24 protein-coding genes are annotated in these 23,571 nt (G+C 35.0%); 11 read left to right on the top strand and 13 right to left on the bottom strand.

The window, feature by feature from the left end; all coding sequences use genetic code 11:
• Positions 1-48 precede the first annotated feature (48 nt).
• Positions 49-399 carry a YtxH domain-containing protein gene (locus tag NSQ89_RS03170; RefSeq protein WP_047943058.1) on the top strand — a complete coding sequence of 117 codons (351 nt, stop codon included), beginning with the start codon at positions 49-51 and terminating at the stop codon, positions 397-399.
• A 122-nt stretch (positions 400-521) separates the two neighbouring features.
• Here the strand turns inward: NSQ89_RS03170 and NSQ89_RS03165 are convergent, their stop codons facing one another.
• Positions 522-647, bottom strand: coding sequence for a hypothetical protein (locus NSQ89_RS03165; protein ID WP_268874801.1), 126 nt, complete (start codon positions 645-647; stop codon positions 522-524).
• 224 nt (positions 648-871) lie between these two features.
• Between NSQ89_RS03165 and NSQ89_RS03160 the strand changes: the two genes are divergently transcribed.
• From NSQ89_RS03160 to NSQ89_RS03150, 3 genes are all read left to right on the top strand, one after another.
• Positions 872-1,441: an HTH-type transcriptional regulator Hpr gene (locus NSQ89_RS03160; RefSeq protein WP_047943056.1), complete on the top strand. Its 570-nt coding sequence runs from the start codon at positions 872-874 to the stop codon at positions 1,439-1,441.
• A 350-nt stretch (positions 1,442-1,791) separates the two neighbouring features.
• A complete protein-coding gene (locus NSQ89_RS03155) occupies positions 1,792-2,346 on the top strand; it encodes a DUF3267 domain-containing protein (RefSeq protein WP_047943055.1) in 555 nt (184 codons plus the stop codon).
• 218 nt (positions 2,347-2,564) lie between these two features.
• Positions 2,565-2,744 (top strand): hypothetical protein, encoded by a 180-nt coding sequence (locus NSQ89_RS03150; protein WP_035416273.1) that lies wholly within the window; start codon positions 2,565-2,567, stop codon positions 2,742-2,744.
• 104 nt (positions 2,745-2,848) lie between these two features.
• On the opposite strand, the gene NSQ89_RS03145 is transcribed toward NSQ89_RS03150, so the two are convergent.
• The 11 genes from NSQ89_RS03145 to NSQ89_RS03095 all read right to left on the bottom strand — a co-directional run bounded on the left by NSQ89_RS03145 (position 2,849) and on the right by NSQ89_RS03095 (position 15,892).
• On the bottom strand, positions 2,849-2,938 hold the full coding sequence (locus tag NSQ89_RS03145) for a YjcZ family sporulation protein (RefSeq protein ID WP_035416274.1): 90 nt from the start codon (positions 2,936-2,938) through the stop codon (positions 2,849-2,851).
• Positions 2,939-3,026: 88 nt separating this feature from the next.
• Positions 3,027-3,110, bottom strand: coding sequence for a YjcZ family sporulation protein (locus NSQ89_RS03140; protein WP_035416275.1), 84 nt, complete (start codon positions 3,108-3,110; stop codon positions 3,027-3,029).
• Positions 3,111-3,804: 694 nt separating this feature from the next.
• Positions 3,805-3,999 carry a sporulation YhaL family protein gene (locus NSQ89_RS03135; RefSeq protein WP_047943053.1) on the bottom strand — a complete coding sequence of 65 codons (195 nt, stop codon included), beginning with the start codon at positions 3,997-3,999 and terminating at the stop codon, positions 3,805-3,807.
• 159 nt (positions 4,000-4,158) lie between these two features.
• On the bottom strand, positions 4,159-5,106 hold the full coding sequence (gene yhaM / locus NSQ89_RS03130) for a 3'-5' exoribonuclease YhaM (RefSeq protein WP_047943145.1): 948 nt from the start codon (positions 5,104-5,106) through the stop codon (positions 4,159-4,161).
• A gap of 56 nt (positions 5,107-5,162) precedes the next feature.
• A complete protein-coding gene (locus NSQ89_RS03125) occupies positions 5,163-8,159 on the bottom strand; it encodes an ATP-binding protein (RefSeq protein WP_341132247.1) in 2,997 nt (998 codons plus the stop codon).
• Between the two features lies 1 nt (position 8,160).
• Entirely contained in the window at positions 8,161-9,372 is a 1,212-nt protein-coding gene (locus tag NSQ89_RS03120) for a metallophosphoesterase family protein (protein ID WP_341132246.1), read from the bottom strand.
• Between the two features lie 129 nt (positions 9,373-9,501).
• A complete protein-coding gene (locus NSQ89_RS03115; RefSeq protein WP_095330114.1) occupies positions 9,502-10,749 on the bottom strand; it encodes an ABC transporter permease in 1,248 nt (415 codons plus the stop codon).
• Positions 10,742-11,641: an ABC transporter ATP-binding protein gene (locus tag NSQ89_RS03110; RefSeq protein WP_341132245.1), complete on the bottom strand. Its 900-nt coding sequence runs from the start codon at positions 11,639-11,641 to the stop codon at positions 10,742-10,744. Before NSQ89_RS03110 ends, NSQ89_RS03115 begins: the two co-directional genes overlap by 8 nt.
• A gap of 180 nt (positions 11,642-11,821) precedes the next feature.
• On the bottom strand, positions 11,822-13,120 hold the full coding sequence (locus NSQ89_RS03105) for an NCS2 family permease (RefSeq protein ID WP_341132244.1): 1,299 nt from the start codon (positions 13,118-13,120) through the stop codon (positions 11,822-11,824).
• Between the two features lie 217 nt (positions 13,121-13,337).
• Positions 13,338-14,849: a coproporphyrinogen III oxidase gene (locus tag NSQ89_RS03100; RefSeq protein WP_047943044.1), complete on the bottom strand. Its 1,512-nt coding sequence runs from the start codon at positions 14,847-14,849 to the stop codon at positions 13,338-13,340.
• A 176-nt stretch (positions 14,850-15,025) separates the two neighbouring features.
• Complete coding sequence (locus NSQ89_RS03095) at positions 15,026-15,892, bottom strand: Cof-type HAD-IIB family hydrolase (protein ID WP_047943043.1); 867 nt, start codon at positions 15,890-15,892, stop codon at positions 15,026-15,028.
• Between the two features lie 280 nt (positions 15,893-16,172).
• Between NSQ89_RS03095 and NSQ89_RS03090 the strand changes: the two genes are divergently transcribed.
• Positions 16,173-16,373 (top strand): alpha/beta-type small acid-soluble spore protein, encoded by a 201-nt coding sequence (locus NSQ89_RS03090; protein ID WP_047943041.1) that lies wholly within the window; start codon positions 16,173-16,175, stop codon positions 16,371-16,373.
• A 132-nt stretch (positions 16,374-16,505) separates the two neighbouring features.
• Here NSQ89_RS03090 and NSQ89_RS03085 read toward each other — a convergent pair whose 3' ends face one another.
• On the bottom strand, positions 16,506-16,862 hold the full coding sequence (locus tag NSQ89_RS03085; protein WP_047943039.1) for a YlbF family regulator: 357 nt from the start codon (positions 16,860-16,862) through the stop codon (positions 16,506-16,508).
• 252 nt (positions 16,863-17,114) lie between these two features.
• Here NSQ89_RS03085 and NSQ89_RS03080 point away from each other — a divergent pair, with 252 nt between their 5' ends.
• From NSQ89_RS03080 to NSQ89_RS03055, 6 genes are all read left to right on the top strand, one after another.
• On the top strand, positions 17,115-18,503 hold the full coding sequence (locus NSQ89_RS03080) for a YheC/YheD family endospore coat-associated protein (RefSeq protein ID WP_341132243.1): 1,389 nt from the start codon (positions 17,115-17,117) through the stop codon (positions 18,501-18,503).
• Entirely contained in the window at positions 18,496-19,596 is a 1,101-nt protein-coding gene (locus NSQ89_RS03075; RefSeq protein WP_095321616.1) for a YheC/YheD family endospore coat-associated protein, read from the top strand. The genes NSQ89_RS03080 and NSQ89_RS03075 overlap by 8 nt, the downstream gene beginning before the upstream one ends.
• A complete protein-coding gene (locus NSQ89_RS03070; RefSeq protein WP_341132242.1) occupies positions 19,562-20,926 on the top strand; it encodes a YheC/YheD family endospore coat-associated protein in 1,365 nt (454 codons plus the stop codon). Before NSQ89_RS03075 ends, NSQ89_RS03070 begins: the two co-directional genes overlap by 35 nt.
• Entirely contained in the window at positions 20,923-22,140 is a 1,218-nt protein-coding gene (locus NSQ89_RS03065) for a YheC/YheD family endospore coat-associated protein (RefSeq protein ID WP_095258779.1), read from the top strand. Before NSQ89_RS03070 ends, NSQ89_RS03065 begins: the two co-directional genes overlap by 4 nt.
• A gap of 11 nt (positions 22,141-22,151) precedes the next feature.
• Positions 22,152-22,328 carry a hypothetical protein gene (locus NSQ89_RS03060; RefSeq protein WP_162837586.1) on the top strand — a complete coding sequence of 59 codons (177 nt, stop codon included), beginning with the start codon at positions 22,152-22,154 and terminating at the stop codon, positions 22,326-22,328.
• Between the two features lie 328 nt (positions 22,329-22,656).
• Positions 22,657-23,559, top strand: a complete 903-nt coding sequence (locus tag NSQ89_RS03055) for a PucR family transcriptional regulator (protein WP_053215718.1) — start codon at positions 22,657-22,659, stop codon at positions 23,557-23,559.
• Positions 23,560-23,571 lie beyond the last annotated feature (12 nt).

Genomic DNA, 23,571 nt, shown 5'->3' with positions numbered 1-23,571 from the left:
TGGCTTGAATACGTTATAATGATGAAAAAAAGAGCGAGGTGTAAGCAAATGAGTGCAAAATCATTCTTATCAGGATTTTTAATTGGAGGAATCGCAGCCGGAATCACTACCTTATTAACTACTCCTTACTCGGGTAAAGAAGTAAGAAAAGCCTGCAGTGATAATGGAAAAGCTTTTCTTCAACATATTCAAGAATTAAAGTTAGATTTAAATGAGATAAAAGACTCTATTAAAACAGCTACAGTAGAAGGTAAAACGGTATTTAGTACTTTTATTGAAGATCTTAAGCTTTCTTTGGAAACATGGCGGGAAGAAGTAAAACCACATCAAGAAATACTTCAAAAAGAACTAGATGGGCTACAATCCACGATTAATGAGTTAGAAAATGATTTAAAATAATTTAATCGCTTTTACTATACAGAAAAGCTAAGAAAAAAGGAGGAATTCTAACATGAATTTCCTCTTTTTTTCTATTCGCTCATGTCCTTTCTTTTCATGTTATATTTTTTAACACATTGATGTTAATTCTTATTCGCATATAATTTTTCATCACTCATTTTTTTTGTTTTTTCTTTTTTCACTTTTACATCTCTTTTATTATAATTTAATTTTTTATTCACTTTTTTTGGGACTTTTCCCTCCTCCATTTGTTTCCTCTTTGTCTCTAATTCTTATTTTATCCTTTCATTTTTGAGAGAAAATGTATAGACAACTTCTGAATTTTTATTTCTGATATTACATTTTTATGCAATAAAGCGCTTTCTTAAAAGGAAAATTCTTATTTCTAAAAATTTTGTTAATTTTTATCTTTATTAATTTTTGTTTTATTGGCATAATGTTTATAGATAACAGAAAAGTAGGTGAATTTTGGATGGATGAAAGTCAGATTTCTATGAAGGACGCTTTACTCTTCACACAAAGAATTGGACAACTTAGTAAAGCATTATGGAAGGCGATTGAGAAGGACTGGCAAAATTGGATTAAACCATACGATTTAAACATTAATGAACACCATATACTCTGGATTGCTTATCAGCTAAATGGCGCTTCTATTTCAGATGTAGCAAATTTCGGTGTAATGCATGTCTCAACTGCATTTAATTTTTCGAAGAAATTAGAAGAAAGAGGACTACTAGAATTCTCGAAAAAAGAAAATGATAAGAGAAATACGTATATTTGCCTTACGGACAAAGGGAAAAAAGTGTTTGTTCAAATTATGGAAGAATACAATCCAAGCAACAGTTCAGCTCTATCCGCCTCCTTACCAATCAAGAATTTATATGGAAAGTTTCCGGAGCTTTTAGACATAATGACTATCGTTAAACATATTTATGGGGACAATTTCATTGAAATTTTTGAGAAATCCTTTACTAATCTTGACGATATTTTGGAAGAGGATGAAGGACATTTAAAGCAAAAAGAACCAGTATTTACTAAATAGAGATAATATTAAATTGGGGAATAGGACTCCAGGTTTGGGACAATCTAGACCGGTGGTAAAAAAGATAAGAAGGCAGATTGCTTTCTTATCTTTTTTTCGGAAAATTCAAACAAAAATACATAGAGAATAGGTTTTCTTCTTCTTAGAATTACTAAATATAAAAAATGTCATAAATTTGTATAAAGAGACTATTGATTTTTTACTCTATTCATCGTAAAGTAGCAAGGTGAGTTCGCTTGATTAAAACGCAAGATAAGGCAAAGAAAAGATATTCTTCCAATTATTAGTTATTCAAGCAAGAACGTATCATCACAAGTAACTAAAAATTTCTCCCTATGGAGGGTATTAACATGAACTGTTGGAAGACTGTCCACTTCCATAAAAAATATGGAACTCAGCGCCTATTTATTTTGTCTACTATGACAATGATTGGTTGTTTTCTGTTTCTATATGTACCAATTATAAGCTATTTTGCACATAACAAACTTTCTGACGATTACTTTTTACTATTTATGGCAATGTTTTTACTTATGTATCCATTACACAAGCTGCTTCATTTATTACCTATGCTTCATTTAGGCGATAAAATAAAAAAAACTTGGACTAAGCATTTGCAAATTTTACCAATTCTTCACATTCAAGTTAAAGAACCAATTGGTAAAATGCAGTTTCTCTTTGCTTTAATTATTCCATTTGTTATCATTAGTGGAGTATTATTTCTATCTTGTTTCCTTTTTACAAGTTATGTTCATTATTTTTTAATGCTTTTCGCTTATCATACAGGGATTTGTGTTCCTGACTTTATTCGCATAAAAAATCTATGGCATTCTCCGCGCTCTTGTTATGTAGAAGAAAATGAGGATGGATTTGAGATATTAATAAATAATGTTAGTGAATTATCGTAAAAGAAGTCTATTATTGTTTTGTCGCTCATATAATGATATAAAACTAGATGGAATGTTGATTATTCTTTCTTATCGATAGATTATAAGGAGTCATCTAAGTTCTTTCCAGAACAAAATCTCCAAGTTTATATCAAAAAAGTTTATAATACTATCTTTTTATCCTTTTATTTGATAATGTAAATAACATACAATAAATTCCGCTTATAAGGAGGGAATCAATGATGATCTCCATTTTTATTATTTTAGCTATTTTTATTTTATATAATATTAATAGACTTACAAATGCTTTGTGTTTACAAAAAGAAATTCCTGAAGAAAAGCAGCCAAAAGTTTTTCGTACAATAAATGTTCTTATTACGATTCTTTTGATTTCTTCCTATGTAGATATTCTTTTTTAACAAACTCTATTTTCATTAATTAGAGCTATGTAGAAAAGAAGCAGTGTGTAGTTGGTAAGTAACCAACTATCGTACTGCTTCTTTTTATATTCCTTCAGGTCAACTTATAGCCAAGCTGCTCCGATGATTACTAATAAGATGAATAGTACTACTAATAAAGCAAAGCCTCCACCGTAAACTCCTCCACCAGACATGAAGATTCCTCCTCTCTTTATCGTTCCAGTTGTTTTTTGGCGCATCTAGGCAACCCCCTAGTAAGATTGCCGTTTATACGCTTATAGCTTACAGCCATGCAGCGCCAACGATAACTAATAAGATAAACAATACAACGATTAAAGCAAAACCTCCGCCGTAAACGTTACCCATAGTAACACCTCCTTTAAGGTTGCTACCATTTGTTCATTCATTTCATGGTGTTTCGGTTTTTCTTATTCTTTTATTTAATAGCTTAAGAGTCCTTTTATACATGCCCCATAATGTTTGCTCATATAAATCACACTAAGGCCCTATTGGTCACATCTTAAGAAGCTAGTTCTAAATAAAAGACATTGCTGTTAGGAACATTATTATGAATAGTCCACCCTTCTTACTGTCTTTTTTTCTCTATAAACCGTAACAACCTTCTGAATTTGCTAAGAGCGAATTCTTTAGAGCTCTTTTTCAAGCTCAATTTATCATATGTATTTGCCCTAATTTCGGAACAGGACATATACCCATTTTTTATAGGGATAGAAAGGGCAAGAAGATAGGGTTTAGATTACCCGCAAAAAAAAACAAAGGATCCTATCTACAAAATCCCTCCTAAATGAACCCCTGGTTAGGAACGAATCTTATACATGTCATCCTTTGTGATATTAAATAAGTAACCCTTCAGGCCTTATTCCCACCTATCATCTTCTAATTTCCATAAGATGTCCTTATTAACTTCGACCAAGTCTTACAAGATCAAAGCAACTACTTTCTACACATAATCTGAATTTTTTGGAGATATCCAGCCGCTTTCCCTAAAAGGTGCACCGATCTTCTCTATTTCAATAATTCTAAAATATCTACGTGCCATTTAATTTTCATATACTCTTTCTTCCCTATCTCTACGTTTTTTCTCTTCTTCTAACCTTTTCATGTATACCTCTCCTTCTCGTTCAATTATTTCATTTTCTGCTGCTCTATCCTCTTTCCCGGTTTTAACCGCCATAAAGGCACTAATCGCTATTCCTCCTAATACAAGAACAACCCAAAGTGGAATTCCTAGCATTGAAAATTTCCCCTTTCTAGTAATTTCTATCTTTTATTTCATCCTATGCTAGGAAAACTAGATTATTCCCTTGAACATAATTTATCTAGCTGGAAGTTAACTATATTAAAATCTCCCAACACAAAAAGGAAGAGAACCCATGGGAACTCCTCCTTAGTTTTATTTATGGAAAGTCGGCTTATAGAAAGAACGATTTTCTAACGGAAATACTCTTTCCGTAAATTCACCTGGTTTCACTCTATCTAACACACGATCTAGCATATTCATTTTGGCGTCTAAATTGTCAATATAGTGTAAGATTTCTGCTTCCTTAATTAACGGCGCTTTCGGGCTTCCCCATTCAGGTTTCCCATGATGGGATAATACTAAGTGTTGAAGTATTACTACTTCTTCTCCTCTTATCCCTAATTCATCTGCTGCTTTTCCTATTTCATTAATCATAATAGAAATATGTCCAAGCAAATTCCCTTCCAAAGTATAAGAAGTAGAAATCGGACCAGATAATTCAATTACTTTGCCTAGATCATGAAGAATGATCCCTCCATATAGCAAATCTTTATCCAAGCTCGGATAAAGAGAGGCAATCGCCTTCGCCAAATCAAGCATACTAACAACGTGATAAGCTAATCCAGAAACAAATTCATGATGATTTTTCGTTGCTGCTGGATATTGCAAAAACGCTTCTTGATGCTTCTTTACTAAATGTCTTGTTATTCTTTGTATATTAGGATTCTGCATTTCAAAAATGTAATGTGTAATTTTACTTAACATTTCATCTGTAGTTAAGGGCGCTGTTTCAAGGAAATCAGCCAATCGAATGCCCTCTTCTCCTGATGCCACCTTAATTTGGCGAATTCTTAATTGCAGTTTTCCACGATAACTTTGAATATCTCCATTCACTTTAACAATCGTTTCCGGGCGATAGCTCTGCTCATCCATTTCTGTAGCATCCCAAAGCTTTGCTTCAATTTCTCCACTTTTATCTTGAAAAATAAGCGTCATAAACGGTTTTCCGTTACTTGCAATAGCCTTTGTTGCATTCTTTATTAATAAATAAGATTCAAATTGCTCCCCAACTTCATATTGAAGTACTCCTTTTTTCTCCAACTCACTCTCTCCTTTATCTTTCTCTTTATTTAGTATAGCACGAAGTCATTCCAACTTTATAAGCTTGTTTCTCTTTCCTCTACTGGTAATACATGCAAGCTTTCAGCGGGAAAATATTTTAGTAGATGACGATGACAAGTAAAGAAAATCAGCTGATTTTGCTTACAATTCTTTAGTAATTGGATCACTTTTTCTGTACGTTTTTCATCAAAATTAACGAAGCTGTCATCAATAATAAACGGAAAACAAAAGCTTTTATAAAATGTTTGTGCCAAAGCAATGCGAATGGATAAGTAAAGCTGTTCAGTCGTTCCCTGGCTTAATTCCTTCGCTTCATAAAAAAGATGATGCTGACTCTCTACTAAAAACCCAGCTCCTTCCTCCTTGGGAACAATCCGAATATATTTCCCTTCCGTTAGAAAAGCGAGATTTTCCTCTGCCTTTTGCAGCATAGCGGGCAGCTGTTTTTGTTTATATTGTTCAACGGTTTTCGCTAACAGCTGTTTTGCTATAGCAAACTTTGCCCATTCTTTCACATCTTCCTTAAATTCCGACTGAGCTTGTTTAAAGGAATGTAATAAATCTGTATATGTCCCTCCGCCTTCAATTCTAGAAATGGTAAAGTTAGTTGCTGCTGCCTCTTCTACGAGTTCCTGTAAGCGAGAAGCTAATTTATCCATCCGCTTTTTCTTTTCCTCTAATTGCAGCTCAGGATTTAGAATTTGTTGATACAATGAAATATGCTCTTTTGCTATATTAGTCATTTCTAATTGAACGTTAATCGCAGCAAGTCTTTCTTTATATTTAGCTCTCTCCATTTCCAAGGTGGCCTTTTCACGAAATGCCTCTTCATCCGTAACATCTGCAAAGGAAAATAGCGCAGCCTTTTCTTCTGCATAGCGATTATATTCTGTTTGGTATTTAACCAGATCCTCTGATAGTTCTGTTTGCTTTGTCCGTAATGCTTCTTTTCGATCCGTTTTCTTTTTTTCTTCCTTTAGTGTCGTTTTTAAACGGTAGCACATATTAGCAATTGTATCTTTCTCATCTCCTATAAAAGTTTTGAAGAAATAGCTGATTTTGCTAATAATTTCCTCACTCTCTCGATGAATCTCCTCCAATTCTTGATGATAGGAATTTCTTTCTCTATCTTTTCCTTTCCATTCTTCAATTAATAAAAAGGCATCATATATTTGTTGTGTCGCTAGTTCATATGGAATGTTAAGTTCATTAGCCAATTGTCTTAACAACTTCTGATGGGAAAGAAAATCCCCTTCCCACTTTTCAAATGCCTCTAATACCCTCTCATAGCTTTCATTTTGCTGCTCCAATTTAAATTGGAGTTGTGTGAATTTCTCTCTTCTCGTCGTATCCTCTTCAAACTTCTGAGCTTCATAACGAGAAATGCCTTGTCCCTTTTCAAAGCTTTCGACTAACTGAGTACGTTCTTCCTTAATAAGTACTAATCTCTTCTCTTTTTTGCTGATTTCATTTTTAGCTAGTTTTCTTCCAGACAGGAAAAACAACACATAAACAACACATACAACAAAGCAAATAAGGGTTATGAACCATTGCTCAAAAAACAAAGCTCCCGCTCCAGCCAGTAGAAGAAACACCGTTAAAACACTAGTTATCATTGTATTATGCTTCATGCGTTTCTCTTCTAACTTCCTCTGATCTTCCAGTTGATTTATTTCTCTAGAAAGTAAATCTGCTTTTTCCTTGTTCCAGCTATATTGATGATCTGCATTTATACGTTCTTCTAATCTAGCTCTTTCTTCTTTTGGCAAGAGCCTCTGCTTATTCTCCTTCACTGCCTCTTCTAAGGATTCTAAAGCTGTTTGCTCAGCCTTTAGCCGCTCGTCAAGCTCTTCTTTCTGCTCTTTTAATCTCCGTTGCTTAGAAGCAGCTTGTGCACATTGCTCTTTTAAAAAGATGCTTGTATTACTTTCCTTCAATAACATTTTCTCTTCAATCGGTAAATGCAATTTACTCTTTAAACTATCAATATCTTCTTCTATCTTATTAACTTGATTTTCAACTTGCGTCTGCCGATTTTGTAATTGTTCATATACGGGGAACTTTTCAACAGCAAGTAAGATATTATTTTCAGCGATAAGAAGTTCTTCCTGTATAGGAATGCTTGCTATTTCTTGTTCCATTTCTTCCATCCGTACTTCTATATGCCGAATTTCAGCTTCTACAGAAAGCAATTTCTCCTTCAAGGCTTCCCATCTCATTAATCCATTTTGAGGAAAATTGAAGTCTTTGCAGGTAGCTAATTTTTGCTCTAACAATTCCTGCTCACGTACCATCCCTCTAATTTTAATCCATTCTTCCAATAACCATTTTTCATGCTCTTCTTTTTTTAACTCTGCTTCTGTCAGCTGTCTCTCTTGTTCAATCTTTCTTTTCTTTGCAAGTAATTGTTCATATTGATTATTATCCTTCTCTGCACTTTTTAATTGGCTATGCTTATCTCGTAAAACTTGCAGTTTTTCATTAAGGACAGGCTTCTTCCCGCTAGGCTTGTAGCGTACATCTAGTTCCTTCTGCAGCTCATTTTCTACTTTCAATAAGCGGTCAGATCCGACAGCGCCAGTGGAAAATAAAAAGCGCCCCAGCTCTTCTCCTCTTAATTGCTGGACATTTTGCAATCCATGTAAATTAAAAGAAAAGATTGATTGATAGAGAGCTTTATCGATTCCTGCTAATAGTTCATCTAGAAGCTCCTCTTGTCCTCTTCTTCCATCCGCTAAAGTAACTGTCACATCCCCTGTAGCTTTTCCTTTTACGCGTTCGATTGTTGTTAATCCGAATTTTGGAAAATAGATGTCTAATTTCCCGCCATATTTATGCTGCAGCTTTGGCTCATAGCGTAATTCCGTCTGCTGTTTTGTTGGGAATCCGAATAAGATGCTATGAATAAAACTCATAATTGTCGATTTTCCTGCCTCATTTTCGCCATAAAACACATGAACAGGGGAGTGAATGGAAAACGTTATATTTTCTAGCTTTCCATATCCGTAAATCGTTATTTTCTTTAATTCCATATTAGTTGCCTCCCCTCTTCACCAGCATAGTCAGCAGTAAATCTTCTGCCTCTTCCGCTAATTCTTGTTTTTCTTCAGCTGTAAGCTCTTCTAAAAAGCGATGGGTCTTTGGATGCTGAAATAAAGGTGCAACTGCTTCATTCACTAGTTCGAAATCCTTTGTTACAGCAAATAGTTCTTCATAAAATGCCGATTCCCTTAACAAATTCTCTTTTAACCATTCTGTATTTTCCTGTACTTTTATCGAGTTAACCCAGACAAAGGAGTCCTCATCTACCTCATCTTGCTGAAGGATCTCCAATAAATCAGAAGCTAGAAAAGAGTCTTGTAAACGCAATTTCTCTATCTCTAGTGATATAAGGTAAGAATATTTCCTATCTCCAACTGCATCCATTTCTTTTCGACAGAGCTTGTATAAATCATCAAATGTATGGACAAAACTGGCATCTATTTTCACTGTTTCCCAAATTACTTCAGAGGTTGGAATAAATTCTAAACTGGCATCCCCATCCCTTAGTTCCACATAATAGCATCCCTTTACTTCTGTTTCCTTTTTATGTCGTCCTTGAATGTTTCCTGGATAGACAATCGGAGGCACAGACTCTAAAATTTCCCGTTTATGGATATGTCCTAGGGCCCAATAATCCATTTTCTTAGCAAGTAAATCCTTTACTTGAAAAGGAGCATAGGCGCTATGTTCAGTCGAGCCCTCTAAATTGCCATGCAGAATTCCAACATGAAAATTTGCCTCACCGCTTCGTTCGTATTCAACAATTCTTCGCTCTTTAATATGTCTTGTTTCATAACTAAATCCATAAAGATTCACCGATAAATTATTTTTCACATATTTTTTTACTGTTACCATCGATGGAAAAACATGAACATTAGGAGGAAGTTCTATTTGTACCCAGCTGCCATTTAAATGATCATGATTTCCATGTATCAGATACACTTCAATTTGATTTTCCTCTAAGCGCAGCATTTCATTTCGGAAGCGAATTTGCGCTTTTATACTTCTATCTTCCCCATCGTATATATCTCCAGCAATAATTATAAAGTCTACCTTTTTGCTGATGGCTGCATCAATAACCTTTTTAAATGCAGTAAACGTGCTTTCTTTTAGTTTGTTATGTATTGTTATGGGCAAATTCTTCAATCCAACCATGGGGCTGTCTAAATGTAAATCTGCACAATGTATAAAGGATATTTCCATACTCTCACGTCCTAAAACTATTTGCTTCTATTCTACCATGCAAAAAATACGAATGCACGTTCTTATCCTTTTTTGCAGCTTGTTTTGGAACATAAAAAATGCCTCACTTATTATGAGGCATTTTCCGAATTATTCTTTTTTCGTTAGCTGCAGGGCTTTTTTTATATCTTTATAAGAGTTAGATTTTCCGTACATAAGGACGCCGCCTTTATATACTCTTGCACCAAAAATAGCAAGAATCATAATGGTTGCCACTAAAACAACAATTCCTAAAATAGGTTCCCAAACTGGCAAATTCAGCATTCCTACTCTCATAAACATAAGCATAGGTGTAAAGAATGGGATATAAGATGTAATTGTTACAAAAGTGGTATCAGGTGCGCTTAATCCGAACATCGCAATCATAAATCCGGCCACAATTAATAATGTCATTGGCGTAATCATTTGCTGCACATCTTCAATTCTACTTACAAGCGAACCTAGCAATGCAGCCAGAGTAGCATATAGGAAATAACCTAAAATAAAGAAGATCGCCGCATAGATAATGGTACTTACAGGCACTTCGCTAAATCCGAAGAATCCTTCCATCGAACCTAGGCTATCATTGTTAGTTAATGAAAAATAACCTACAAGCATCAATATCGCCAGCTGAGTTAAGCTTAATAAGCCGATTCCCAGAATTTTGGCAAACATATGCTTAATTGGAGATACACTTGAAATTAAAATTTCCATTACTCGTGAGGATTTTTCAGTCGCCACTTCTGTCGCTATCATATTGGCATATAGGATAACGGCAAAGTATATTAAGAATAAGAGAACATAAACTAACCCTCTAGCCTGGTTTAATTCTTCTTCTGTCTTTGCATCTTTCTCAAGAGCAATTTTTTCAAATGCAACGGGTTCATTCAATTTCGTAAGCTGCTCATTCGTTAAATTGAGTTGATTCGCTGCTAATTGACTTTTAACCATTTGAATACTATTGGTAATATTATCGGAAACAGTTGTTTCTGCAATATCCATGGTATAATAAGTCGCTATAGGTAATTTACTTTCATCCATATTCACTATTAGTAAACCACTATAATTTCCTTCTTCCACTTCTTGTTTTGCTGCTTCTTCACTGTCCTTATAAGCAACTAATTTTAAATCTTCATTTAACGTCTCTGTTGCCTCTTGAATTGCTGGTAATAAAGAGTTGCTTTGATCAATTACGGCTACTTCCGTCTTTCCTTCATCACTAGAAAAAGTATCGATAATCGTAGTAATATTTGTTAGTGCAACCACAAATATTAAGGTAATAGCCGTTGTAATTAGAAATGATTTCGTTTTGAACTTACTTAAAAAGGTATGAAATAAGATAACCCAAAAACTATTCAAGAGAAGCACCTACCTTTTCGATAAAAATATCATTTAAAGAAGGCTCTTCTAATGCAAATTTGCGAATAAAGCCTTTTCCAACTATATCATTTAGAATTCGCTCCGCAACTTCTTCTCCTTCAATTTGCAAAGAAACACCTTCTGCTGTTTCTTTTAATTTTAATACGCCTGGATAGCGAATTAAATGTGTCAAATCAAAATCAGCGTGTATGGTTACATTCTTCTTCCCAAAGCTTCTCTTAATAGCCTTAAGAGAGCCATGAACAACAGGCTTTCCTTTATGCATAATACAGAGATGCTGGCATAATTCCTCGACATGCTCCATCCGGTGACTAGAGAATACAATACTTGTTCCATTATTTTTCAAATCTACTACTGCACTTTTTAACTGCTCCACATTTACTGGATCTAACCCACTGAATGGCTCATCTAAAATTAATAATTTAGGCTTATGTAAAACAGCACTAATAAATTGAATTTTTTGTTGGTTTCCTTTGGAGAGCTCCTCTACTTTTTTATCCATGTATTCAGGAACCTTAAAGCGGTTTAGCCAATATTCTAGCTCATTTAATGCTGCTTTTTTTTCCATGCCTCTAAGTCTCGCTAGATAGATAAGCTGATCCCGTACTTTTAGTTTAGGATATAGACCTCGCTCTTCCGGCAGATATCCAATATATGGACTTGTTGAGTAATTAATCGGCTTACCATCCCAGGTTATTTGTCCTGCTGTACTTTCTAATATTCCTAAAATCATGCGAAAAGTTGTCGTCTTTCCTGCTCCATTGCCTCCAAGAAAGCCGAACATTTCATTTTCAGGAATCGAAATAGATAAATCATCTACTGCTGTGAACGAACCAAATTTTTTTGTCACGTTTCTTAGCTCTAATGACACAAAATCCCCTCCTCACTCTTTAATACGAATAGAACGGTAAAAGGTTTCAATGGATATTACTATTATCTGTAGGAAATAAGAAATGATTAAAACTTGAGTGGAATAGAACCTGATGTATATTGAGTTTCATAAAAAAAAGCTGCTATATACTCTATTGAGTCTAACAGCAGCTTTTTCCTTTTAATGTGGTAAGAACACTAATTGATAAAGGAATAATACGGCAAATACGTAAACGAGTGGATGAACCGTTTTTCCTTTTCCTTTTACTAGCTTTAATAATGGATAGGAGATAAATCCAAGGGCAATTCCTGTTGCAATGCTTGATGTAAGCGGCATGCTTAGGATGACTATAAAGGCTGGGAATGCTTCATCAAACTCTGACCATTTCACATCACTTATTGCCCCGATCATCAAGCTTCCTACAATTATTAGGGCTGGAGCTGTAATAGCAGATAAACCAGAAATGCTGCTCACTAAAGGAGCAAAAAAGGCAGAAATAATAAATAAAACCGCAATTGTAACACCAGTTAAACCAGTACGGCCGCCTGCTGCAACACCTGATGTCGATTCAATAAAAGCAGTGGTTGGGCTTGTCCCAAACATTGCGCCAACAGATGTTCCAAGTGAATCAGCAAGAAGTGCCTGCCTTGCTTTTGGAAGCTTATTATTTTTTATTAATCCAGCTTGCTCAGCCACCCCAATCATCGTACCAGTGGTATCAAAAATAGTTACCAATAAAAAGGAGAAAACGACAGCGTACAATCCATGTTGAATAACATCGCCAAATGCTGAAATTGGATTGCTAATGATAAGGCCTTCTGGTAAATGCGGGCTTGCCATAATTCCATTTTCAAAGGATAAGTAACCAGTAAAGTAAGCGATAATGCTTGTTACAATCATCCCAATAAATAACGCACCTTTCATATTCAGACTAAACAGAACAATCGTAATAGCTAAACCAATAAGGGCGATTATAACAGTGGGAGACTGAAGATCTCCTAGTCCAACTAGATTTTCTGGATTGGCAACAATAATTCCCGTTTGTCTCAACCCGATAAATGCTATAAATAAACCAATACCAGCTGTTATTCCATGTTTCAAATTATCTGGAATAGCTTGAATTAACTTTTCTCTAAATGATGTTAATGACAAGATAACAAAAATAATACCGGCAACAAATACTGCAGACAGTGCTACCGTATAATCGACGTTATTATTTCCAACAACCGAAAAAGCAAAGTATGCGTTTAACCCCATACCCGGTGCAATAGCAATAGGATAGTTTGCAAATAAAGCCATCCACAATGTCCCGATAGTAGCTGCTATGATGGTTGCTAGGAATACTTGGTCAAATGGAATTCCTGCTTCTTTTAAAATTCCTGGATTGACTACTACTATGTAAACCATTGTTAAGAAAGTTGTGAATCCAGCCATTAACTCTGTTTTCACAGTTGTATTATTTTCCTTTAACTTAAACATGAAAGAACCTCCAAAAAACGAACATTTAAAAACAACATTATCTATGTTATTCGTTTTTACTGCAAAAAGCAACTATTTTTCTCGATCGAAAAATGGCAATTTAGTGAAATACCTTTATTAGTTTGACACCAGTCTTTCTTTTCCATACGAAAATAATTCACAGAAACAAAAAAAATCTACCAGAACGGAAATAGTTCTAATAGATTTTTAATGATCCTTATTTAGATGCTTCTAATGAAAAATGTTCATTTAACAAAGCAATTTTTTTATCTGTATATTCCACGAAACTTTCATTATATGTTTTAGGATGCTTGGGATTAGAGAATTGGGTAATCTTCCCCGTAACAGGATGAATAAACTTGCTGGACGCTCCACAGCCTACACCAATAACCGTCTGCAGTTCTTCCATCATCATAATATTATAGATACTTTCCTGGTTTTTCTTCGAATAGCCGACATTCTCTAAATTTCCTAGAATATTTTTCTGACGGTATAAATAGTAAGGAACATAATCATGTTTCTCTGTCCATTCTTCCGCCATCTTCATCATTTCCTGAATTTCCTCTCTATCTGCTACCTTGTATCTGGATTTATTACGCGTCATTTCAGACGCACGTTTAAATGACAGGGTATGAACAGTCAGTGATTCAGGCATTAACTCTTCTGTTTTATCAAGAGAATATTGAAATTCCTCCACACCTTCACCTGGAAGTCCAATAATTAAATCCATATTAATATTATTCATGCCATGCTTACGTGCTAAATGATATTTATCAATTGTTTCTTCTACTGTATGATGCCTGCCAATCGCTTTTAAGGTTTGTTGTGTATACGATTGGGGATTAATACTAATTCGATCGATATTGTATTTTTTTAACACTTCCAGTTTATCTGGCGTAATCGTATCCGGTCTGCCTGCTTCAACCGTGATTTCACGAATGTTTTCTACATTTGGAAAAGAATCATGCATACGCTCATAAAGCATGTCCATTTCTTCGGCTGAAATACTTGTTGGTGTCCCTCCACCATAATAGACGGTTGTTATATTAATATTTTTTTCTTTCAGCCAGTCCCCTATCTTTTCCATTTCATAATGAAGACCGCCTAAAAAGGAGGAAACAGAGCCTTGTCGTCCATTAATGGCATACGCTGGGAACGTACAGTAAGCACATTTTGTCGGACAAAACGGAATTCCAATATAGATGCTTACTTCTTTTTTCAAATCATATAAATCAGGAATCACTGCTAGTTGGCGATCAATGATTTTCTGCATGAGCTCGATTTTTTCATCGGACATTAAATATTCCTCACGAAGAGATTGATGCGCCTCTTCTATCGGTGTTTGCTTTTGCATATGACGATGAAGAAGTTTTGTTGGGCGAATGCCCGTTAAAATCCCCCATTTCTGCACCATACCTGTATACTCTTGCAGCATTAATAAATAACTTTTGGAAATGGCTTTTTTCATTTGCTTAAATATTTCTTTATCCGTTAATTGACTAAGATCTGCATGGCCGTTACATATAGTTTCTTCTTTTAATTCCTTGAGCTTGCCTTTTACGATAAATTCATGTCCAATAATTTCTGTTTCGAACTCAACATGAAGGTCTGCCTTTTCTTCTGGTTCCCTATAAAGCACCTTTGTATCTTCAAAAAACAAATTGCCTATGTGCTCTAACGGCCTAATATAACGTTCATCTGTTAACCCTTTTATATATATTTGTTTCATCGTTATTTTTCAACTCACCTTTTATTCTGAAATATTATCATGCTTTATTTAACCAATTATACTGTAGTGTAAAAAAAATAACTAGAAAGGTCAAAAGACTTTCTGTTAGCTATTCAAAAAAAGGGAACAGGAGAAGTCTCCGTATGACTTCTCCTCTATAAAAATATAAATAATAGCTATTTTATAATATTCATCTTGCGCAAAAAATCAATGGGATGCTGTTTACGGAAATGTTCCTTGACCATATAAGCAACCCCTTCTTGATCATTAGATCTCGTTACCCAGTCAGCCGCAATTTTCAACTGATTTGGAGCATTTCCCATTGCCACACCAAGACCTACTGCTTCAATTACCTCTAAATCGTCTAAGCCGTCTCCTATGGCAACCATTTCGCTGCTCTTTATTCCAAGCTTCTCCCCTAAAAGTAACAACCCGCTTCGTTTCGATACACCAGCTGGTAAAATATCTAGACGCAGCTCATTATGTTGAACAATATGGATATTGTCAAACATCTTTTCAAGCACTTCTTTTGCATCCTGGCAGTCTTTTTTCTCTTCAAAATAAACTTCCATTTTGGGCGGACTTACTGGTTCTTCTAATAAAACATCACTTAAAACATCGACAAATTGGTGGGAATAAAAGACTGGATCTCCAGACGACAAGACCGTTTTTGCAAGCATGTTATGATGGAGTTTTGATTTGTTAGCTAGTGAGAATTTTTCATGCACTAAACGAATTTGGCATATGAATCCTTCTAAGAATCGGACAATATCTGATGTAAGGTCTTCTGCGATTCGTTTAACAAAAATAGTATCATCTTCATGATTGGCCACTAATGCTCCTTCGTGTGCCACGATGTAACTATTTAATTTCAACGCTTTTGCCACCTTTTTCGCAGAGGGCAAGCTCCTTGCGGTTACAAGCGTTACATAAATTCCCTTTTGCTGTACATATTCAATCGCCTCTTTCGTCGCTTTCGTTAAGCGCCCATTTGATTGAAGGAGAGTACCATCGATATTTAAAGCTAGTAAGCGATATATCATAAATTTCCCCCATTTCTTCGATGTATTGTCTTTATATATCATTTATGTAGAAAACAAGCATAATAGAACTTTTGAGGGAAGATTAAACAAAAGATGTATGGATTTATTCTAGTAAGATTTTGCAATGTAAGGGTTGGTTGTTAGATAGTAAAATCTAATCCATTCTGGTATCCATCTCTATGGAAAAAATTTCTTTTTACTTTTTTGAATAAAATAGGTCATTTTTTTTAAAATAATAAACGTAACACAAATTAAATTACTCAAGGAGGAAACATTCATCATGGCAAATAACAATTCAAATCAATTATTAGTTCCTGGAGTATCTCAAGCATTGGATCAAATGAAATATGAAATTGCATCAGAGTTTGGAGTAAACCTTGGAGCTGAAACTACTTCACGCGCTAACGGTTCTGTTGGTGGCGAAATCACTAAAAGATTAGTACAAATGGCTGAGCAACAACTTGGCGGCAGCAGATTCTAAGTAATAATTAAATAAATTTGGCTAAATGGAGGACGGCGCCATGCCGTCCTCTTGTTTTATAAAAATAGCAAAAAGAAACGTCATCCCGCTACAAAAAAAACCCCTACTAAAAGTAGAGGAGTTTTGCCAGTATTATTGTTGTTGAGCAGGACCATAAAGCTCTTCTAATGGTTTCATGATGATTTGGTTCAATTCACCAATTAATACGCTCATACGTTGTTCTGCTTCCATCAGTTTCGAAATACTTTCGTGTTGTTGAACAAGTGCTACTGTTTTTTGGGCTTGTTCTACTTCTTCTTGTGTAATTTCCTGACCAGACATTTGCTTTTGCTGAAGCTGTAATTGAATATTACGGAAATTATCAAACATTGCTTTCGCAGAAGGATCTCCATTTACCGTATCATACATCTTTTTCAATTCTGTATATTCATCACTTTGACGAATCGCTTTCTCTAAAGCATTAGCAGGATCATGTAAATTTACTGCCATTTAAACAACTCCTTTTCATTAACAATTGACTCCACTATAACAAACTATGCATCATAATACCAGAAATACCTCTATTTCAGAAATTCAAGAAAGCTTCTAAAAACTTATATATGCTGTTCTTCCCATCTAATCGATAAATCTTTTTCCTATGTCTTTCACAACTCTGCTCATCTTTCATAAGATATATCAGCACCAAAATAGGCGAATATCCGTATTGCCTCTTCATAACTTGAAAACAAATGGGGAATCTGGATGACTCTGAAATTTTTGCAACTAACAAAAAAAGATGATTTTCAAAAAACATTAAAAGGATTATCTATTGCAATCAGTCCCTCTTTATTAAAATTTTTACAAGTGGATCTCCATGATGCCGTTTATGTATGTATAGCTAAAATGCTTATTCCAGTAAATGTACAAACACATTCTCTTGAAAAACAAGATATTGTTTTTAGTACAGATTTAGAAAAAAACTTGCCCATTCCTAAAGAAATCAACACCTATCTTCTGCCCTATTATCACAAGAATCAAATAATCCATTTAGGCCCTGTTATTGGTATATTAACAGAAGTGAACGACGATAAAGAGGATATTTCTTTTCCTGCTATTCAACATCTATGCAAGGAATTGACGGAAGAATTAACGCAAATAGGCGGATTCTTTTATCTGTTCGGATTACAGCATGTTCAAGATGATTTCGTTCACGGTTATTTTTTTGCTAATAACACCTGGTCTAAACAACCATTCCCTTATCCGAATGTTATTTATAATCGCCTTCATTCGCGAAAGGCAGAGGCAAGTACTTCTTTTTTGAAGCTCAAAAAAATATTAGAAGACAAAGAAATTCCTATTTTTAATAGTAAATTTTTTTCAAAGGATGAAACATATCAACTTCTCGTTAAAGATGCAGCAGCTGCTCTCCATTTACCGGTAACGGAGCCTTTAACTGCTGAAAACTTACACTTTATGCTAAAGCATTTTCCAGTTCTCTATGTGAAACCTGTTCATGGAAGCCAAGGCAGAAATATCATTCATATTGAGTCCATTAACAATAATTATATTGCTACCATTTCTTCTGGAAAAAAGAAAGGAAAAAGCCAGCTTTTCACGGAAGAAAAAAAACTCTGGAAATGGCTAGAACGCTATAGTAAGAGAAGATCCTATATTTGCCAGCAAGGAATAGACTTTCAAAAATGGCAAGGGCGCGCCCTTGACTTTCGTATTCTTTGCCACAAAAACTACCACGGGAACTGGACGATAACATCTACCGTTGCTAGGATTGCCCAAAAGAATGCAATTGTTGCCAATCTTGCCCAAGGCGCAGAGATGAAGCCTGCAAAAGCTGTGTTAAATGAATTGCTGCATACAGAAAATGCAGAACAAAAATTAGAGGAATTAAAAATATTAGCAATCAAAATTGCCAATCTCCTCAATAAAAATACAGATGGATACTTAGGTGAACTTGGAATTGACATCGGTATGGATAAACAAGGACACTTATGGATCATTGAGGTAAACTCTAAACCTTCTAAGAAATTAGAGGAACATATTGAAAAAACAAGGCCATCCACAAAAGCTTTACTTGAATATTTTATTACACTTTCCTTTTCCCCTTGTTTAAAGGAGCTATCAGACGATGAATAATTTCGGGATCATGTCATTATCCCTCGACCATGAAAATCATTACATTCACCAAATCGCAAAATATGGAAGGGATTTCGGATTTACTATTTATCATTTTGTCCCTTCTACTTATCATCCCTTTACACATACCGTAAAAGGAAAACAATATATACCAGATTCAGATAGTTGGATAGAAGCAGAATTTCCAGTTCCTTCTATTCTATATGATCGCTGCTTTTATCATGATGATTCACATTCCATTCAATGCAAAAATATTATTCAGTGGCTGAAAAAACAGCCAACAATTACCTTTCTCGGCAATGGATTGCCAAATAAATGGAAACTATACCAAATATTATGCGAGTCAGAACTTTCTGCATATATTCCTGAAACTTTTCTCTTACAATCAGCCAAACAAATAAATTTTCAACACTTAAATCCCGTCATTATTAAACCAATAAATGGTTCTCAAGGAAATGGACTTTATTTTATTAGAAAGCAAAATAATGAAATCTTAGTTAGAACAGATAAAAAAGAAAAAACAATAGAAAAAATATTTTCGGATCGGGTGACTTTTAATAAATGGCTTGACCAGCTTTTAAATAGAAACGCTTATATCATGCAGGCACATCTTCCCCTTGCTAACAAAGAAGACCAGCCATTTGATATTCGTGCTTTTCTGCAAAAAAATCCAAACGAAGAATGGAACATTATCGAAAAAGGAGTCCGCATTGGCGAAAAAGGAAGAATTATTTCTAATTTAAGTGCTGGTGCGTCGATTTTCCCATTTGAAGATTGGTTTCAAACTGCTCACTTTCCATTAAAAGGCTTTCTTAAACAAGAGATGGAGGAAATTCTTACTCTCCTTCCTTCTATTTTAGAAAATTCCTTCTCTGCATTATTTGAGATTGGCGTAGATATTGGCATTTCACCAAATGGGTCGTTATGGATTCTTGATGTAAATTCAAAACCAGGGAGAAAGGTGATCATGACAGCATATCCACATCTATGTGAAAAGCTCTATAAAGCCCCAATCCTTTATGCTGCTAAACTTGCTGATGAAAAAAGGAGGAATCGAGATGAAGAAACTATATCCTATCGAAATAATCTCTAACAGCGAACATACTGTCTACTTACCAACGGACTTTGAAACAAATAAAAATTTGAAAATGATTGCATTTGGAGCCGTCAGCAAAGAAGCCACTATAAAAAAACATAAAAAATCAAAAAATATGATAGGCATTAGTTCCGATCTTTTTAAAGATTTACTACTGCCTTCCAGCAGTTCAAATGTGCACTTATTTTCAGATGACGAAACCATCTATATTGGACCACTCGTAGGCATATTCACTTCAGGCTTTTCAACAATTAAAGTTCGCCCAATCGGAGATCGTTCGATTCTATTTTCTAAACTTCTTTCTGTCCAAAAAACAGTTGGAGTCATTGCTTTCCTATTTGGAGAGCAGCATATTAATTGGGAAACAGGAACGATTCATGGACTATTTTACGAAGATGGCTGGAAATCAGTAGAGGTTCCTTTTCCTAATGTCGTTTATGACCGTATCCCAAATCGCCGAATTGAAAATCTCCACCGAATCCAGACCGTTAAAACCCGATTACAGAAAGAATATTCTATATCCTGGTATAATCCTGGCTTCTTTAACAAGCTCGATATTTATGAACGGCTTCTTCAGGATGACAGTATTTCCGATTATTTGCCTGAAACCCATGCACTCACTAATTTTTCTGTCATTGAAAGAATGCTGAGCAACTTTGGCAATGTTTATATCAAGCCTAAAAATGGAAGCCTTGGTAAGGGAATCTACCAAATACTATTTGATAAAAAGGATGGCTGCTATTATACTCGCTTTAAAGATGAGGAGCAGGGCAATCGCTTGATGAAATTTGATCATTTAGAAGGATTAATGAATCACTTATTTGAAAATCAGAATTTATCTCATTATATCGTTCAACAAGGTATTCACTTAATTCGTTCAGAAAAAAAATCAGTTGATTTCCGTGTGCATACCAATAAAAATAAAGATGGCAAATGGGAAATGACGGCAATGGCCGCAAAAATTGCAGGCACCGGCAGTGTTACCACTCATCTTAATAATGGTGGTACGGTTAAAGCAATCGAGGAATTAACCAATACAGATCTTAATTGCGAAGAAATAAGCAATAAACTATCTAAGGCTTCCTTGCAAATAAGTAAGGCCCTGGAAAAACAAATGGAAGGATATATCGGAGAAGTCGGCTTTGATTTAGGATTGGACCGAAAAGGACGCGTATGGTTATTCGAAGCCAATGCAAAGCCGGGAAGAAGTATTTTTAAGCATCCTTCTCTTAGAAAATTCGATTTAGAAACACGCAGAAAATCACTCGAATACGCAGTCTTCCTAATGGATCAAAGTATTAAAAGTCTTGAGGATATCTACCAATGAATATTTTTTATGATTCCGAAAAAGAATGTTGGTACACAGCCTCGCGGGACACTTACTTTTTTGGGACATCTAACATGCGCTTAGCTACTTCAAAGCCAGCTGCCAACCATGCAGCTTTCCCAATTGTCCCACACGAAAATAAGGTTGGTCCATTAATCGGAATTATGATTGCAAGAAATAAGCATAATAAATTAATTGGAAATGGAGAGCTCTTTAAACAGCTACAGGAAAAACTTCAACAACATGCAGGAGGAATTATCGTTATCTTTCCTCCTGAAAACTTACAGACAGAAAAACTAACGGGATATATATTTTGTTCCAGCAGAAACAGTTGGATAAAAGCGATTACTCCGTTACCAAACATCGTCTATAATCGTGTTCCTTTTCGAAAAACAGAGAAGCAGGAACCCTTTCAGACAGCCGTATCTTTATTGAAAGAACAAGAAATCCCCTTTTTTAACGCTTCATTTATTAATAAATGGGAGCTTCATCAATTATTTCGTGATTCTCCCTTATTAAAAGAGCATTTGCCTAAAACCATTCTTTTAAAGCAGAAAGAAGACTTTGCTGATTTTCTGCTTACGTATAAAAATATTTATTTAAAACCAGTAGAAGGCTTTAAGGGGAAAAATATTTACCGTATCAGATTAAAACAAAACGATTCTATCCATGTCAGTACAACCGAGGAGACCAAATACTACTCTACTTTAAATCAAGTCTGGGAACAGTATCAGCAAGATTGGCTCCAAAGACAGTATTTGCTCCAAGAAGAAATTGACGGAGCTTTATACAATGGAAATCGCTATGATTTTCGCCTATTAGTTACCTTTGAAGAAAATCACTATGTCCTTACTGGGGTGGGGGTGAGACAATCAACCCAGCAGAATGTTACAACCCATATACCTTCCGGCGGAAAATTACTTTCCTATCAGGAAGTACAACAAAAAGAGCATGACTTATTTTTCCAAAAAATAGTTGATCACTGTGGAATCTTGTTAACTCAAAAATATGGTTTTACCGGAGAATTTTCCATCGACGCCTGTGTTGATAAGAATGGCCGGTATTATCTTTTCGAGATTAATGCCAAACCAATGTTATTTGACGAAAAAGAAATTGAAGAAAAACGATGCCAGCAGCTAATAAAGCTTTTTTATTCATTAACTAATTTCCCCTTTCAGAATAAATCGCAGGAGATGACCCATCCTAAAACTTAGGAGGGATTATCATGAAAAAAGCTAAAAAAGATCTCGCATACGAGGGAAAAGAAAAAGCTTATTTAGATATTGATCGAATCATAAATGAAGGGTTAGCAGGTGGAGCAGTAATAAATAGAGAAAATAACACAAATATGGAGGAAGCAAGAGAACTACCGGAAGAAGAACCCCCTCATCTAATCGAATAAACTGTTTAGGCATCCCCTCCTTTCGCTTATTATTGGCAAAGGGGATGCTTTTTTGCTTTCATTCGATTGATTTTAAGATTTTGTCAGCTAATGTGACGGATTTTCCAGCCAGATTTTTGTTTTATCACCCAAATCTGTGGGCTTTTCAGCCAAACTTTCTTTTTATCAGCCAACACACCGGACTTTTCAGCCAAACTTTTATTTTATCAGCCAAAACACCACTCTTTTCAGCCAAACTTCCTCACCATAAACCATCATCATCACTTGCCCCTTTTCTATAAAACGGTATAGAATAAAATTATGAAAAAATTTCGGAGGGATCCATCTATTGAAGCATAAATTATTAGCCTATTATAAACATAGTTTGGAGCAAGCAGCCCCCCCTTCACCATCACAGCTTTCCGATTACTATTGGTTCAAGGTTGATTTTCAAGATGATTGGATTGGGATTCAAAAACAGGAGATTGATGGCTCTCAGCTAGAATTATTGAAAGCTTGCTATGATTTTTTCCAACCAGATGAAACTCTAGAAAAGGAAGAATATGCTTGGAATCAATATCTATATTTTAACGGAGAACAGCCCTCTTTCAAAAATATGGAGACAGTACGTTTTATCCAGTTTCATATTAAAGGTGATACGGCTTCTATTGAAAGAAAATTAATTGAATCGGCATTTGATGGTTTTATTCATGAAAATAGTCTTATTATTTGGAACGGCTCCAATGAAGGGGCTGTAATAGAGCAAAATGCACAATATTTAGAGGAGGAAGATTTCACCGCTCTTGCACAAGCTTTGCAATCCGATTTCTTTTTTTCCATTTGCTTTTACATGGGAAAAGAGCTGAAACTTAATAGTTCTATTCCGGTTATTTTTGGACAAGAACGAAACTTATTTTCAAAGGGTTTAGCATTTATGCCGAAATCCACCGTTCTTAGCTTAGAAACGATTCTTCCTAACCTGTTAATCAGCAGACTGAAGGAAGACGAACTTGATTTATTTAAAGAATGGTTTTCCATTTTTGAAGAAGACAAAGAATTACTGCTTACCATCAAAACATTTATTGAAAATAATGGACACAGCACTAATACAGCAAAACAATTGTTTATCCATCGCAATACCTTACAATACCGACTTGATAAGTTTACAGAAAAAACAGGTTTGAACCTAAAGAATTATCATTCCTATATCACCACCTATCTTGCCTGCCTATTCTACACTAGCGGGAAGTAGCTCATAAAGCCA

The organism is Niallia sp. FSL R7-0648 (genome assembly GCF_038007005.1).
GTDB lineage: Bacteria > Bacillota > Bacilli > Bacillales > Cytobacillaceae > Niallia > Niallia circulans.
Note: the sequence above shows the minus strand (reverse complement) of the source record. Positions and strands in the feature narration are given on the sequence as shown.